We start from the raw sequence: 15,470 nt of genomic DNA on the forward strand, positions 1-15,470 counted from the left end.
TCTCAGTCCCAGTGTGGCCGATCACCCTCTCAGGTCGGCTACGCATCGTCGCCTTGGTGAGCCGTTACCTCACCAACTAGCTAATGCGCCGCGGGCCCATCTGTAAGTGATAGCCGAAGCCATCTTTTAGCTTTCCCTCATGAGAGGAAAAGAATTATCCGGTATTAGCTCCGGTTTCCCGAAGTTATCCCAGTCTTACAGGCAGGTTGCCCACGTGTTACTCACCCGTCCGCCGCTAATCTTTGGGAGCAAGCTCCCTCAGATTCGCTCGACTTGCATGTATTAGGCACGCCGCCAGCGTTCGTCCTGAGCCAGGATCAAACTCTCCAATAAAGAGTTGATTAGCTCATAAATAAAAATTTAAAACGTTGACGTTTTTGTTCGTTCAGTTTTCAAAGAACAATTTCGTTTATCTTGTTTTCATCGCTCAGAAGCGACTTTATTAATGTAACATATGCTGCGTTTTAAGTCAACATATTTTTTGAAGTTAATCCGTCAGCTGTGAAAATGTTTTTCCTGCATATCGCAGCGACGGATATTAATATACCAAGGATTTTTAGAAAGGTCAATAGCTTTTAATACTTTTTTAAGATAATTTTTTAGCTAATTTATAATATCGATGGAATACACCTTGGCCTTTTGTATCTTTCATCACAACTTCAATTATGCCCTTATCAATTAAATATTCAAGAAGCATAGTCAAATCTACACTATATAGAAGGACTTCTTCATGGTTAATGATTTCATTAATAGACCAAAAATCTTGTTCAGCTAATACGTCTACCAAATGATGAATCCCGCTCTTCATTTTCGAATGGATTAGAAACTCACTTGCCAAGAAGAGTAACTCAAGTCTTTTATCCAAAGGCTCCTGGCTGTTTACCAACTCTTCATATAGCTTAGTAATTTCCGGATCTATTTGCTTAACCTGCTGCCAAACAGTCACCTCCGGATGAAATCCTTGCTCAATTACAGCTAATCTTGCCAGATGATGAAGTGAATGTACGACATGATTATAAGCATCAAGATAATGATCGTTTTCAAAAAAAACTTTGCCATCCATATATCGGCGAATCAACTTAGCAAACTCTAAGCCCATCTTTAACTTACGTCCATAGAACGGAAATTCCATTAATTCTGTTTTTATATTGTGTATATATTCGTTGCGATCAAAGAGAATCTTCCCGTTATATAACCAGTCAAATATTTTCTTATTTGAACCAAGTAAAAGCCATTCATTCAACTGCTGATCAGTAACCATATACAATGCAGCTTTTTTATCATGATAAGTATAGTGTTTAATAAAGACCGGTGTTTCAGCTTCAGTTACTAAAATAAGTAGGATCGTATCAAATGTGTCTGTAACTGGAATATCCCTTTGTCGTTTCTTTATCATTAAGACACCAAGCGTGTTAGCCTGACTTGCCCGTTCTTGATAAATAGGACGGAGAATGTCTTCCATCATCATTCCTCCAATTTATTGATTAAATATATCTTCGACAATTTTTTATCATCTCCTTCTTAATTTATTACTAAAAATCGTTCTCTTCTTTTTTATTTATCTTCTATCTATTGATGTGATATAGTTATTCTTTAGGAGGGACATGAATGGCTAAGTATACAATGTATTCAAGTAAGATTAATAAGATCCGATCATTTGCCCTAGCATTAATTTTCATTGGGTTTCTAGTTATGTATGTAGGAATATTCTTTAAAGAGTCTCCTATTCTGATGACTATATTCATGTTCTTAGGATTTCTCTTCATGATCGCAAGCGTAGTTGTTTATTTTTGGATTGGGATGCTTTCAACGAAAACAGTCCAAGTTGTTTGTCCAAATTGCGGGAAACACACAAAGATACTTGGTCGTGTAGACATGTGCATGTATTGTAGTGAACCATTAACGCTTGATAAGAATCTTGAGGGCGAAGAATTCGATGAAAAATATAATAAGAAGAGATAAATAAAGGCTTGGCATCTGCCAAGCCTTTATTTATCTCAAATGGCTGTGTTAAAACTGTAAAATTTTTGAAAACAACTATATAAAAAAGCTGTCAGCACTCCGGCTAGCAGCTTCATTGCGACAATATTTATTAATGAGCTTCTTTACTAGCACATTCTGGACATACGCCATAAATCTCCATCCGGTGATGACTAATTTTAAATCCTGTTACATGTGAGGCTAATTGCTCTACTTCGTCAAGCCCAGGATAATGAAAATCAACAATCTTTCCGCATTTTTCACAAATAACATGATAGTGGTGAGATGTAACGTAATCAAAACGACTTGATGCATCCCCATAAGTCAGTTCTTTGACAAGTCCAACCTCACGAAATACCCTCAAATTATTGTAAACAGTTGCAACACTCATATTCGGGAATTTTCCTTCTAGAGCTTTATAAATATCGTCTGCAGTCGGGTGTGACATTGAGTTAATTAAATACTCAAGTATCGCATGACGCTGTGGTGTTATGCGCACTCCGGTATTCTTTAAGGTATCCAACGCTTCCTTTAATTCAATATGTGCCACCGCCATGCACCTCTCTTCTAAAGAAATTCTTATTTTATAATCTTTATAAATAGTGTACTCATTTCATATCACTTTTGTCAACATAACAAACTACATTACGCTAAAACTTTCCTAGTACGTTTTCAATTATTATTCCTTTCTCCTCCTCTACTTATCACTATTGATATTAATATATGTATGAGGGAAATGATTAAAAACTTCTATATAAAGAAACTTTTTAAAAACTTCTGCTTTTACTCCAAAAAAAAGGCAAATCCGTAAAAGATTTGCCTTAAAAGTATCTGAGGAGGTATGCCCTAATAAAATGATATTCAAAACCCGTTCAGATGAGTGGACAAAAGCCTCGATCTCAAAAAAATAGGCAGGAAATCGAAGGTATCATCTTGCTTACTTCCTTATTTAGCTTAAATATTCTTCAATATATTGCAGGGCTTCTTCAACATGCCCCTTAACACTCACCTTTCTCCATTCCTTCACCAATCTGCCCTCTTTATCAATAATGAACGTAGAGCGCACAATGCCCATATATTCTTTACCAAAGTTTTTCTTCAGCTTCCAAACATCATAAGCTTCTGCCAATTGATGATCTTCATCCGCCAGTAAAATAAAGGGCAGGTCATATTTATCAATAAATTTCTCATGCCGAGTGAGCGCATCAGGACTTACTCCTAAGATGACCGCATTCAAACCTGCAAAACTCTCATATTTGTCTCTGAAATCACAGGCTTGTGTCGTGCATCCAGGTGTCATGTCCTTCGGGTAGAAATACAGTACTACATTCTTCCCATGATAATCCGATAAGCTCACCATTTCTCCATTGCTTCCCTTGACTGAAAATTCAGGGGCCAGCTCTCCTATTGCAGCTTTCATTCTTATCCCTCCGAATACATTCTTGCACAAGTGGCTAAAGCTCAAATTACTTGTGCTTTAATAATAAGCCTATCCAATCTCTTCAATAAAAACAACTAATCTACTTAAGCAAGTATCAGCTATCTCGGTTCCATTTCAAACACAGCCCGAAATACAAAGGCCGCTGGAATCGTATAGCCAATCAAAGCCTCAAGAACCGCAATCATTCGACCAATTCCAACCGGAGATATATCCCCATAGCCCACTGAAAATAAAGTTACCGCACTGAAATAAAAACCTGTTTCAAGCCGCTCGAAAAAATCACCATACCATCCATCAGTTTCTTCCATAAACACATTAAATCCATTTAATTCAAGCAGAATATATATTAATCCAAATCCAATCATGATCGTTAAGTAAATACAGGCTAAGTATAAGAAATTCTCAAAGGATATCTTCTTCCCCTTGAGTCTATGAGGCAAAAATAAGGTACGCAAACTCATAGCCATACAAAATACAATAAGCATAAGGGATAAATAAAATACCATAACACCCCGCCTCTCCCTGTTACACTATTAATTTATACGCTCTCTATCTATTTTGTATGACTGCTTGGACTGTTCTGGAAAAGGATAATAATCTTGAAAAACAGCTTTCTCTTCATGAACATGGTAAGATAATAAATGCTAGATCTACTGCTTCATTTTTCAAAGGAGGATTTACATGCAGTTTACAAATTCAGAACGCATACATAAACAAGCACTTGAACATATCGTTGGTGGCGTAAATAGCCCATCCCGCTCATATAAAGCAGTTGGTGGTGGCGCCCCTGTTGTGATGGAAAGAGCAAAAGGCGCTTATTTCTGGGATGTGGACGGCAACCAATATATCGATTATTTAGCTGCTTATGGACCAATCATTACCGGACATGCTCATCCCCATATTACAGAAGCAATAAAAAAAGCCGCAGAAACCGGTGTGCTTTATGGAACACCTACCCCGCACGAAGTCAAGTTTGCCGAAATGCTAAAGGAAGCCATGCCGAATCTCGAAAAGGTGCGATTCGTTAACTCTGGCACAGAAGCCGTGATGACAACGATTCGAGTTGCACGAGCCTATACAGGAAGAGACAAAATCATTAAATTCGCTGGCTGCTACCATGGCCACTCAGATCTTGTTCTTGTTGCAGCTGGCTCTGGTCCTTCAACATTAGGAACTCCTGATTCTGCCGGTGTCCCGAAAAGCATTGCACAGGAAGTCATTACCGTTCCTTTCAATGATATCGGGCCATATAAGGAAGCTTTAGAAAAATGGGGAGATCAAATTGCTGCGGTACTTGTGGAGCCAATTGTTGGCAACTTCGGAATTGTAGAACCTATGCCAGGCTTCCTCGAACAAGTAAATGAAATAACACATGCTGCCGGAGCACTTGTTATTTACGATGAGGTAATTACTGCATTCCGTTTCATGTATGGCGGTGCCCAAGATATGCTAGGTGTCACACCTGATTTAACAGCAATGGGAAAAATAATTGGCGGCGGTCTTCCCATTGGTGCCTACGGCGGGAAAAAGGAAATCATGGAAACAGTCGCTCCATTAGGTCCTGCCTATCAAGCGGGAACAATGGCCGGAAATCCTGCATCCATTTTGTCAGGAATAGCTTGTCTTGAAGTACTGAAGCAAACAGGGGTTTACGAATACCTTGACAGATTAGGTGAGATGCTCGAAGAAGGGATTACAGCTGCTGCTAAAGAGTTCAATACCCCTATTACAATCAATCGCTTAAAAGGTGCCTTAACCATCTATTTTACAAATGAAAAAATTGTTAATTATGAGCAAGCAGAAAATACAGATGGAGAAATGTTTGCGAAATTCTTTAAATTGATGCTGAAACAAGGGATCAATCTTGCTCCTTCTAAATATGAAGCATGGTTTGTAACCATTGCACATACGGAAGAGGATATTCAAGCGAGCATCCATGCCGTTCGAAATGCCTTTGAAGCGTTGAGAGACGAATATTAAGCAGGCGAAGTCTAAAAGCCCAACCATTATATTTTGTATGAAAGGAGCGATTTCTTCGCTCCTTTTTCCTACTCCTTTCAACTCATTATCGAGCTTCTAAGAAAAGTTCAAGAAAATGCCCATTGTACTTCTTTCTATATCCATGTATAGTACATTATTGTTATATACTTAACAAAAGCTAGAAGCACTCATTAAAAAACGTATCTCGATCATTTTGAATGATCGAAAGTGCAATTAAATAATGAAAGGAAATACATTCATATGAAGCTTGGCGCCCGCATATTCAAAACGGGAATTGCAATTATTTTATCCTTATTTTTATCGGAAATATTTCAACTGCCCTCACCTGTTTTCGCGGCAATTGCTGCGATCTTTGCATTACAGCCGACCATCTACAGATCCTTTTTATCCATTATTGAGCAAATACAGGGAAATGTAATTGGAGCAATTATTGCTGTTATTTTCGTTCTATCATTTGGCAATCATATTGTCATCATCGGACTGGCTGCTATCGTGGTGATTACAATAAACTTGAAGTTGAAAATTGATACGACTATTTCGTTATCACTCGTTACCATGATTGTTATTATGGAGACACCTGGAGATGCATTTATCGAATTTGCGATTATTCGCTTTTCTACCATTATGCTCGGTGTATTCTCGGCCTTTATTGTTAATTTGGTTTTCCTGCCTCCTAAGTATGAAAAAAAGCTTTATTTCAAGCTTTCAGATATAACTGAAGAGACAACTAAGTGGATCAGGCTTACGATTAGGCACGCATCAGAGCATCGGTTACTAAAGAATGATATTGGGAAAATGAAAGAAGCAGTCAGAAATCTTGATCATTTGTATGTCATGTATAAAGAAGAAAGAAATTATTTCAAAAAAAATACACTAGCCAAATCTCGAAAGCTAGTGATTTATCGGCAAATGATTTCTACGGTCAAGAGATCCCTTGAGATGCTAAGAAGACTGCATCGCTTTGAGAATGATCTGCAAGAAATGCCCGCTGAATTCCAAAACGCAGTTCAACAGCAGCTCGATTGTCTGATTCACTATCATGAGCATGTGATGCTGAAGTTTATTGGGAAAGTACGTCCAAATGTATCGTTTGAAGAAGGAGATATCATTCTAAACAGCAAAGAACTTCTTAACCTCTTTTTCGCCCATCAAAAGGAAGCCAAAATAGAGGATGAAGCCATTTTATCTCATACGATGCAGATTATCTCAGCCATCATTAATTATGATGAACAAGTCGCTCATCTTGATAAATTGATTACAAGTTTTCAAACCTATCATAAAAAAACAAGTGAAATATTGATTGAAGAATAAAAAGCAGCTAATATTGAACTGCCCCGTAAATGCTAGACACCATGCTAACGTTACGGGGCAGTTCCTTTTCAGCTGCTTTTCTACATTGAACTCTATTGACTGCCGAGTTCCTATTAATTTTTCATCCTTGGGTCAAGTGCGTCTCTAAGCCCATCCCCCATAAGGTTAAAGCCCAATACGGTCAGCATGATAGCCAAGCCAGGAAATATCATCGTCCAAGGTGCTTGAGTTAGAAAGGACTTGGCATCTGACAGCATTTTTCCCCATTCTGGGTTCGGAGCCTCTGCACCCATTCCTAGAAATCCTAGTGCAGCCGCCTCAATAATAGCTGTCGCAATGGCTAAGGTCCCTTGTACAATAATTGGTGCCATACTGTTTGGAAGCACATGCTTGAATAAAATTCTATTATTCTTCATTCCAACAGCCTTCGCAGCCATTATATATTCTTCCTGCTTAACACTGAGTACTCTTGAACGTATCAGCCTTCCAAAGTTCGGAATATTGATTACCGCAATGGCAATTAGCGCATTTTTGAGCGATGGTCCTAATACTGCCACAATCGCTATCGCTAACAAAATACTCGGAAAAGCAAGCATGATATCAAAAATACGCGAGATAATTGTATCTACCCATTTTCCATAATACCCTGCTACAATTCCTAGAAAACATCCAACAACAATGGAACCCATTACAGCGAGAAAACCAACCCATAAGGAAATCCTCGCTCCGTAAATAACCCTCGAAAAGATGTCTCTTCCAAAATCATCTGTTCCAAACCAATGCTCACTTGATGGCGCCTGTAGACGCTTAGATAGCATTTGGTCATTAATTCCGGATGGGGCAATGAATGGGGCAAAAATGGCAATGACTATAAAGAAAAGAACAATGATTGTCCCTATTAGCGCAAGTTTATTCTTTCGAAAGCTCCTCCACGCCTCAAGCCAAGGGGAAACTACTTTGTCTTCTTTTGGTACAATAGGTGGCTGCAAGTTTTTTTGAGTAGAAAGTTCCAAGTATGTTCCCCCCTAGTTATATTTAATTCGTGGATCAATTGCAGCATACAGCAAGTCCACAACTAAATTAATCATGACAAATATAAAGGCGATCACGAGAATACCAGATTGAATGACAGGATAATCACGAGAACCGATCGCATCATATATATAACGTCCCATTCCAGGCCAACTAAAGATCGTTTCTGTCAAAATCGCGCCCCCAAGTAATAGGCCCGTTTGTAAACCGATAATTGTAAGGACTGGAATAATCGCATTTTTCAATGAGTGCTTATAGACAACCCAAAACATTCTTAACCCCTTTGCTCTTGCTGTACGAATGAAATCAGATCGCATGACTTCAAGCATTGAAGATCGGGTGATCCTTGCAATAATCGCCATTGGAATGGTGGCTAAAGCAAAGGCAGGAAGAATTAAATGTTTGACAACATCCCAGAATTGATCCAATCTTCCTTGTAAAAGGGTATCAATCATATAAATATTTGTTATTGTTGTTACTGGATTTCTTACCTCTTCTCTTCCTGAAGTAGGAAGCCAGTCCAGATTAATGGCAAAGATCCATTGCTCCATTAAACCAAGCCAGAAGATTGGCATAGAAACTCCGATAAGTGCTAATACCATTGCAATATAATCAAACCAAGAGTTTTGATACCAGGCACTGATAATCCCCGCATTTACTCCGAAGAAAATAGCGATAACAATGGCACAAAATGAAAGCTCAATTGTTGCAGCTAAATATGGCCAGATTTCTTGACTAATAGCTGTTTTGGTCTTGATTGATTCACCTAAGTCTCCGGTAAATAATCCGCCAAGATATGTAAAGTACTGTATAAACCAAGGCTGATCAAGTCCAAGCTGCTTCGTTAATTCAGCGACTGCCTCTTTTGTTGCGAGCTGCCCCAAAATAATCTGTGCTGGGTCCCCAGGAATCGCTCGAATCATAAAGAAGACGATTAAGGATAGACCTAGCAATACTGGCACTAAGGAGAAAACTCGTTTAATTGTGTATGAAAGCATATTCTCACCTCACTGGAAGGTTGTCCAAAATTTATTTTTCATTATGTGGCAGGAATAGAAAAGGGAGTCACTTCTGAACTCCCTTTTCATAAAGTCTTATTTTAATTCAACATTAGAAAGTAAGTCAGAACCTGTTGGATGCGGCAAGAAGTTACCAATACCTGCTTTACCTGCTAAGATCGGTCTTGAGTGAACAAGCGGGATCCAAGGTGCATCGTCTTTAATAATAACCTGTGCTTGCTTATACAGCTCTTCGCGTTCAGCTTGATCAGAGCTTGCTTGTGCCTTTAATAATAAATCATGTACTTCAGAGTTCTTGTAGTACGTATAGTTGTTTGATCCGATTGCATCTTCGTCTAATAGAACGTATAAGAAGTTATCAGCATCTCCATTATCACCTGTCCAGCCTAGTAGGAATGAATCAGCTTCTCCATTATTCGCCTTTTCAAGGTAAGTACCCCATTCATAAGTGACAATTTTCGCTTTCACACCGATTGCAGCAAAGTTTGCTTGTAGTGCTTCTGCAACCTTTTGTCCATCTGGCATATATGGTCTTGGTACAGGCATTGCCCATAATTCCATTTCAAAGCCATTTTCATAACCAGCTTCTTTTAATAATTCTTTTGCCTTTTCTGGATCATATGCATAGTCTTCAACTGCATCATTATAGCCAGCTACTACAGGAGGCATTGGGTTGATCGCAGGATCAGCTGCTCCTGCATAGAACGCATCGATTAAAGCTTGCTTGTCAACTGCATGGTTAAGCGCTTGACGAACAAGTTTATCTTGAAGCGGTCCACGAGTATTTGTTAAACCAAGGTATGCTACGTTAAGTGTTGGACGCTCAAATACTTGTAAATCTGGATTGCTTTCGATTTGACCAACATCACTGAAGTTTACTCCATCAATCAAATCAACTTCTCCAGAAGCCAATGCATTCAGACGTGCAGAGTTTTCTGGAATAGAGCGGAAAATGACAGAATCTAATTTAGGTAGACCTTCTTGCCAATAATCAGCAAATTTCTCAATTGTAATACGGTCATTACGTTTCCACTCTTTAAACACAAATGGTCCTGTTCCTACTGGATTTTCCATAAACTTATCACCGTGTTTTTCAATTGCAGCAGGGCTGGCAATTCCAAATGGTGACATAGCTAAGTTTTTGTAGAATGGAGCAATTGGTGTGTTTAAGTTAAACTCAACTGTATAAGCATCTACAGCTGTTACACTATCAATTTTGTCGCCAAACTGAGAGTTATAGTAATAGAACTGCTCAGCATTACCCGCTTTCCAGCGATTAAAGTTATAGACAACAGCCTCTGCATTAAAGTCTGTTCCATCATGGAACTTAACGCCTTCACGAAGTTTTAATGTATGTTTTAAACCATCATCACTAGTTTCCCACTCAGTAGCAAGGCCTGCTTCGATTTCAGTATCTTGCTCCCCGAAGTTAATTAATGTTTCAAATAGGTTTACAGTTACTTTAAAAGCTTCCCCTTCAGTTGTTGCTGCTGGGTCAAGAGAAGTAGAGTCTCCTCCACGGCCGAATACTAACGTTCCACCAGTAGTGTTTGTATCTTCTGGCTCAGTTGTACCTTCTGTACCCGTATCTTTCTCACCATCTTCTTCCTTCGTCCCACCTGTTGAGTTGTTGTTGCTGCAACCAACCAATGCCAAAGAAAGAAGCAAAGCAAAAATTACAAATAGAATACCATTGCGCTTTTTCATTATTTTCCCCCTTTTTTTCTATTGCCTAAATTTCTAAATGCTAATCTATCATTCACGCAGATTGCCCTATACATAGACTTAATTCGTCTTGTACAAATGGCATGCTGCAAAATGACCAGGTTCAATTTCCTCTAATTGAGGCCTTTCTGTTTTACAAATGTCCATGCACTCCTTGCATCTCGTATGAAATGCGCAACCTGTTGGCGGGTTTGATGGACTTGGAATATCACCCGTTAAGAGTTCTCTTTCCTTTTTCACAGTTGGATCTGGGACAGGAACAGCCCCCAATAGAGCATTGGTATATGGGTGAAGAGGATTCTCATACAACTTCTCAGCAGTAGTAATCTCTACTAGCCTCCCAAGATACATGACTCCTACCCTATCACTAATATGTTTAACGACCCCAAGATCATGCGCGATAAAAATATAAGTGAGCTGAAATTCCTTTTGCAGATCTTCAAGTAAATTTAATACCTGGGACTGAATGGACACATCCAATGCGGAAACAGGCTCATCAGCAATAATCAGCTTCGGTTTTGTCATCAAAGCCCGAGCAATGCCGATCCGCTGTCTTTGCCCGCCACTAAACTGGTGCGGATAGCGTTTCGCATGGTAGCTGCTTAACCCTACCACTTCAAGCATTTCCTTCACTCTTTGCTTACGTTCCTGCTTATCTCCCATTCCATGAACAATAAGCGGTTCTTCCAAAATCTTTTCAACGGTATGACGGGGGTTTAAGGAAGCAAAAGGGTCTTGGAACACCATTTGCATTTCTTTTCTCATCTTGCGCATTTCCCCATCCGTTAAACTTGTTAATTCTTTTCCTTCAAAAAGCACCTGTCCTTCAGTCGGTTCAGTCAAGCGCATGAGCATTCTGCCTGTCGTTGATTTCCCGCAGCCCGATTCCCCTACAAGACCAAGAGTTTCACCTTTATTTACGAAGAAACTAATATCATCAACCGCTTTTACTTCCCCTACCCTTTTTCCAAATATTCCTCCGGAAATGGGAAAGTACTTTTTCAGTTGATTCACTTCCAGTAATACCTCAGCCACTTATCGCACCCCCTGATTCATGCAAGAAACACCTTACTGTATGCTTGGTATCCCCAGCAACTTCATAAAGAGAAGGATTGTCTGTAAGACAACGATCATATGCGAATTCACATCTTGCCGCAAAACGGCAGCCGGTCTTAATCGATCCAGGTTTCGGTACATTCCCAGGAATAGAATAAAGACGCCCTTTCTTTTCACGAACATCTGGTACCGATTGGAGCAAACCCATTGTATAAGGATGCTTTGGATTTTTGAAGATCTCCATTACCGGTGCTTCTTCGACAACTTTTCCAGCGTACATGACAATAACTCGTTCACAAACCTCAGCTACTACGCCTAAATCATGAGTGATTAACATGATGGCTGTGTTCAGCTTTTCATTCAGATCTTTCATTAATGTTAGGATTTGTGCTTGAATGGTTACATCCAATGCCGTTGTAGGCTCATCAGCAATTAACAGCTTCGGATGACAAGATAGTGCCATAGCGATCATTACCCTTTGTCTCATTCCACCTGAGAGCTGATGTGGATATTCATTCATGATTTGTTCGGCTCTTGGCAAGCCAACTAGCTTAAGCATTTCAACCGCCTGCTGAAAAGCGGCCTTTTTCCCTGCTTTTGTATGTATTTTGATGCCTTCCATTAATTGATTCCCGATCGTAAAGAGTGGATTTAATGAAGTCATTGGCTCCTGAAAAATCATCGCCACTTCATTTCCTCTTATTTCACGCATTCTTTTTTCTGAAGACTGAACTAAATTCTCACCATTTAGTAAGATTTCTCCGCCGACAATTTTCCCTGGCGGCTGTGGAATCAGTTTCATGATCGACAATGAAGTTACACTTTTTCCGCAACCCGATTCTCCTACAATGCCTAGAATCTCTCCTTTGTTCACAGAAAAGCTTACTTCGTCTACTGCTGGTACTTCTCCATCCTCTGAAAAAAAGGATGTCTTTAATTGCTTTACATCCAATACCGGAGCTTGTGTCACTAAGATACTCCTTTCTAGGTGTCCACCTGTCTATTAGATTCAGAAGAGTCCGAATCCTTTATTGCTTGCTTTTTATTCTATTAAAAAAATTTACCTAAGTCTACAAATTTATCTAAATTATACGAATATATTAATCTTTTTATATTTTTCGACAATTAATGACAGAAAAAGAGTCCTTCATCCTAGTCACCTCTACCATTTTATGTTTCACTTGGGCGAAAATTACTATTTATATTTATAAAAAGAAGGCTGACCCCAGCTTTAGGGTCAGCCTTTCATTTCTAATGTTCCAATTGTTGTACTTGAAAGAGCTTATAATAATTTCCTTGTTTTTTCATTAATTCATCATGGCTGCCAATTTCTGATATTTCCCCATGCTCGATAAGGACGATACGGTTAGCATGTGTAATGGTGGATAGACGATGAGCGACGATAAAGGTTGTCCGATCTTTAGCTAGTTCTTCAAGCGCCTCCTGAATTAAATGCTCACTTTCCAGATCTAAGGCCGAGGTAGCCTCATCTAATATTAGAATAGGCGGGTTCTTTAGGAAAATTCTTGCAATCGCCACACGCTGCTTTTGGCCTCCCGAAAGTTTCACACCGCGTTCTCCTACTTTTGTATTATAGCCATCTGGTAAATTCATAATAAATTCATGCGCATTGGCAGCCTTTGCTGCTTCAATGACCTCATCATCAGATGCGCCTGGTTGTCCTAATAAAATATTCGATTTCACTGATTCACTAAATAGAATATTATCCTGGAGTACCATTCCAATCTTATCCCTTAATGTACGAACCTTAAACGATCGTATATCATTCCCATCAAGAAGAATACTTCCCTCCGTTACATCATAGAAACGGGGAATGAGACCAACTAATGATGATTTCCCGCCGCCACTCATTCCGACAAGGGCAATCGTCTCCCCTTTCTTTACATATAGAGAGATATTTTTCAACACTGGGTTTTCCTCGTCATTATAAGCAAAGCTCACCTGATCAAAGGCAATATCGCCTTTCACATTTGTGCATTCGACGGCATTAGGTGAATCATCAATATCATATTTCTCATCAATTAAATCGAACACCCTGTCCATCGATGCAATCGCTTGTGTCATCGTTGTGGAAGAATTCACAAGTCTTCGTAGCGGATTATATAATCTGTCAATATATGCGATGAAGGCCATCATCGTCCCAACCGTAAGATTTCCTTGTATCAACTGGTAGCCCGAATATCCGATAACGATTAATGGAGCAATATCTGTAATCGTATTGACGACAGCAAAGGCTTTCGCATTCCATTTCGTATGATCAATGGCTTTTGTCAGGAAATTGCTGTTTTGTTTATCAAATTGTGTTTGTTCATAATCCTCAATGGCGAAACTTTTGATAACGGCCATTCCCTGTACACGTTCATGTAAATATCCCTGCACTTCTGCAAGGGCCTGCGAGCGTTTTCTCGTCAGTCTTCTTAAATTGCCGAAGAAATATTTCACCGAAAATCCATAGAATGGAAAGAGAATCAATGAAACAATGGTTAATGTCATATCCATTTGGAACATAATAATAACCGCTATAACAATTGTTGCAATATCGAGCCACAGGTTCATTAATCCCGTAATGACAAATGTCTTCGTCTGCTCGACATCATTGATGACTCGCGAAATCACTTCTCCTGCTCTCGTGTTAGCGTAATATTTAAAACTAAGCTTCTGAATATGTGTAAAGAGCTTATCCCTGATATCGTATAATATTTTACTCGCTACCCATTGAGCAAAATATTGACGGTAATATTCGATTGGCGGACGTACGATGACAAAAATAATGATCATAATCCCCATAATCATTAGCAGCTTGCTTGATTGTTCCGCACTGCTTAATTCTGGATTGCCCGCAATATCATCGATGACATATTTTATTAAAAGCGGAATCATCAACGGTATGGCAAATTTAATAATCCCGATGATGATCGTAACAATAATTTGAAGTCGGTATGGTTTAACAAAGTGCATATAACGCTTGATGCTGTCCAACTTTCTCCCCCTCTTTAAACCTTCACCTATTTTTCCACATAAAAACCTGTTGATACAAAGAATCAACAGGCATTAAGTCTGCAATTTCAGCCATTTAATTAGCGTCTGTAGGTTAAATATCTTTCATACCACATATCAATAAAATCAGGTGCAAACGGACCTTTTCGTTGGCGAATCCATTGAATTAATTGATCGACATTTGATTTAAGTATCCGGTCGATTGGTTCTGGATACTTCATTTCCTGACGGTGACGTTCATATTCATCTTCATCTAATAGATTGAAGGTCATATCAGGAAATACTTTAATATCCAGATCATAGTCGATATACTTAACGGCCTCTCCGTCAAAAATAAATGGAGAGCTAAGATTGCAATAATAATAAATTCCATCTTCACGAATCATACCAATGACATTAAACCAATATTGAGAATGAAAATAACAAATGGCTGGCTCTCGTGTAACCCAAGTTCTTCCATCAGATTCTGTTACAATGGTCCGGTCGTTTCCGCCAATCACCAGATTCTGTGTCCCTTTTAATATGGTTGTTTCGTCCCATACGCGATGGATATGCCCATTATGTTTATAACTATGAATTTGTATTGGTTCTCCTTCTATGGGTACGGCCATTCTTTCTCCCCTACTTTCATATACCCGGGCTTTGAAACCTATTTGAAATGCGTAAGCGTCTTCGGAACAAACAAAACCGCTTGTTTCTCTATGCTAGATAACTAAATCATCCAGTTGCTATACGAATTTCGATTTCTGATCATTTTCTAAATTAACTAAAGGCAACAAAGTACGAATCCTTTTTCTATTTATTATAACGGTTTAAAGAAGAATTTAAAACAAAGAGCCATTGAAAATCATCAATGGCTTAAAGATTACTATATCCTAGTAGGTTTA

General features: G+C 39.0%; 14 protein-coding genes and 1 rRNA gene. 3 read left to right on the plus strand and 12 right to left on the minus strand.

Translation table 11 applies throughout. The annotated features are described in order from the left end of the window. A 16S ribosomal RNA gene (locus tag ACFYKT_RS20595) occupies positions 1–333 on the minus strand; the annotation flags it as partial. Positions 334–586: 253 nt separating this feature from the next. After that, on the minus strand, positions 587–1,462 hold the full coding sequence (locus ACFYKT_RS20600; protein ID WP_389223510.1) for a nucleotidyltransferase-like protein: 876 nt from the start codon (positions 1,460–1,462) through the stop codon (positions 587–589). Positions 1,463–1,608: 146 nt separating this feature from the next. Between ACFYKT_RS20600 and ACFYKT_RS20605 the strand changes: the two genes are divergently transcribed. Then, complete coding sequence (locus tag ACFYKT_RS20605; RefSeq protein WP_389223513.1) at positions 1,609–1,962, plus strand: YgzB family protein; 354 nt, start codon at positions 1,609–1,611, stop codon at positions 1,960–1,962. A gap of 130 nt (positions 1,963–2,092) precedes the next feature. Here the strand turns inward: ACFYKT_RS20605 and perR are convergent, their stop codons facing one another. From perR to ACFYKT_RS20620, 3 genes are all read right to left on the minus strand, one after another. Beyond that, complete coding sequence (perR, locus tag ACFYKT_RS20610) at positions 2,093–2,530, minus strand: peroxide-responsive transcriptional repressor PerR (protein ID WP_389223652.1); 438 nt, start codon at positions 2,528–2,530, stop codon at positions 2,093–2,095. Between the two features lie 399 nt (positions 2,531–2,929). Beyond that, the gene (gene bcp, locus ACFYKT_RS20615) at positions 2,930–3,400 is read right to left on the minus strand and encodes a thioredoxin-dependent thiol peroxidase (protein ID WP_389223516.1); all 471 of its coding nucleotides are present in this window, start codon (positions 3,398–3,400) and stop codon (positions 2,930–2,932) included. 119 nt (positions 3,401–3,519) lie between these two features. After that, complete coding sequence (locus tag ACFYKT_RS20620) at positions 3,520–3,927, minus strand: ion channel (protein ID WP_389223519.1); 408 nt, start codon at positions 3,925–3,927, stop codon at positions 3,520–3,522. A gap of 175 nt (positions 3,928–4,102) precedes the next feature. Here ACFYKT_RS20620 and ACFYKT_RS20625 point away from each other — a divergent pair, with 175 nt between their 5' ends. Then, a complete protein-coding gene (locus tag ACFYKT_RS20625; RefSeq protein ID WP_389223522.1) occupies positions 4,103–5,401 on the plus strand; it encodes a glutamate-1-semialdehyde 2,1-aminomutase in 1,299 nt (432 codons plus the stop codon). Positions 5,402–5,662: 261 nt separating this feature from the next. Next, a complete protein-coding gene (locus tag ACFYKT_RS20630; RefSeq protein ID WP_389223525.1) occupies positions 5,663–6,733 on the plus strand; it encodes an FUSC family protein in 1,071 nt (356 codons plus the stop codon). Between the two features lie 113 nt (positions 6,734–6,846). Here ACFYKT_RS20630 and nikC read toward each other — a convergent pair whose 3' ends face one another. The 7 genes from nikC to ntdP all read right to left on the minus strand — a co-directional run bounded on the left by nikC (position 6,847) and on the right by ntdP (position 15,194). After that, complete coding sequence (gene nikC / locus ACFYKT_RS20635) at positions 6,847–7,746, minus strand: nickel transporter permease (protein ID WP_389223528.1); 900 nt, start codon at positions 7,744–7,746, stop codon at positions 6,847–6,849. A 12-nt stretch (positions 7,747–7,758) separates the two neighbouring features. Continuing rightward, positions 7,759–8,763 carry an ABC transporter permease gene (locus ACFYKT_RS20640; RefSeq protein WP_389223531.1) on the minus strand — a complete coding sequence of 335 codons (1,005 nt, stop codon included), beginning with the start codon at positions 8,761–8,763 and terminating at the stop codon, positions 7,759–7,761. Positions 8,764–8,859: 96 nt separating this feature from the next. Next, a complete protein-coding gene (locus ACFYKT_RS20645; protein ID WP_389223534.1) occupies positions 8,860–10,491 on the minus strand; it encodes an ABC transporter substrate-binding protein in 1,632 nt (543 codons plus the stop codon). 78 nt (positions 10,492–10,569) lie between these two features. Next, positions 10,570–11,544 (minus strand): ABC transporter ATP-binding protein, encoded by a 975-nt coding sequence (locus ACFYKT_RS20650; RefSeq protein ID WP_389223537.1) that lies wholly within the window; start codon positions 11,542–11,544, stop codon positions 10,570–10,572. Beyond that, positions 11,537–12,535 (minus strand): ABC transporter ATP-binding protein, encoded by a 999-nt coding sequence (locus tag ACFYKT_RS20655; protein ID WP_389223540.1) that lies wholly within the window; start codon positions 12,533–12,535, stop codon positions 11,537–11,539. Before ACFYKT_RS20655 ends, ACFYKT_RS20650 begins: the two co-directional genes overlap by 8 nt. A gap of 281 nt (positions 12,536–12,816) precedes the next feature. Beyond that, positions 12,817–14,565: an ABC transporter ATP-binding protein gene (locus ACFYKT_RS20660; RefSeq protein ID WP_389223543.1), complete on the minus strand. Its 1,749-nt coding sequence runs from the start codon at positions 14,563–14,565 to the stop codon at positions 12,817–12,819. A 98-nt stretch (positions 14,566–14,663) separates the two neighbouring features. Further along, on the minus strand, positions 14,664–15,194 hold the full coding sequence (gene ntdP, locus ACFYKT_RS20665) for a nucleoside tri-diphosphate phosphatase (RefSeq protein WP_389223546.1): 531 nt from the start codon (positions 15,192–15,194) through the stop codon (positions 14,664–14,666). Between the last annotated feature and the right edge of the window lie 276 nt (positions 15,195–15,470).

The sequence above is a fragment of the Cytobacillus mangrovibacter genome (assembly GCF_042865275.1).
Taxonomy (GTDB): Bacteria; Bacillota; Bacilli; order Bacillales; family Cytobacillaceae; genus Cytobacillus; species Cytobacillus mangrovibacter.

Bases quoted from the DNA above. Each gene is read 5' to 3' on its own strand.
- ACFYKT_RS20600 (WP_389223510.1), bottom strand. From the start codon at position 1,462: ATGGAAGACATTCTCCGTCCTATTTATCAAGAACGGGCAAGTCAGGCT.
- ACFYKT_RS20640 (WP_389223531.1), bottom strand. From the start codon at position 8,763: ATGCTTTCATACACAATTAAACGAGTTTTCTCCTTAGTGCCAGTATTG.
- ACFYKT_RS20625 (WP_389223522.1), top strand. From the start codon at position 4,103: ATGCAGTTTACAAATTCAGAACGCATACATAAACAAGCACTTGAACAT.
- ACFYKT_RS20605 (WP_389223513.1), top strand. From the start codon at position 1,609: ATGGCTAAGTATACAATGTATTCAAGTAAGATTAATAAGATCCGATCA.
- bcp (WP_389223516.1), bottom strand. From the start codon at position 3,400: ATGAAAGCTGCAATAGGAGAGCTGGCCCCTGAATTTTCAGTCAAGGGA.
- ACFYKT_RS20620 (WP_389223519.1), bottom strand. From the start codon at position 3,927: ATGGTATTTTATTTATCCCTTATGCTTATTGTATTTTGTATGGCTATG.
- ACFYKT_RS20630 (WP_389223525.1), top strand. From the start codon at position 5,663: ATGAAGCTTGGCGCCCGCATATTCAAAACGGGAATTGCAATTATTTTA.
- ACFYKT_RS20645 (WP_389223534.1), bottom strand. From the start codon at position 10,491: ATGAAAAAGCGCAATGGTATTCTATTTGTAATTTTTGCTTTGCTTCTT.
- ntdP (WP_389223546.1), bottom strand. From the start codon at position 15,194: ATGGCCGTACCCATAGAAGGAGAACCAATACAAATTCATAGTTATAAA.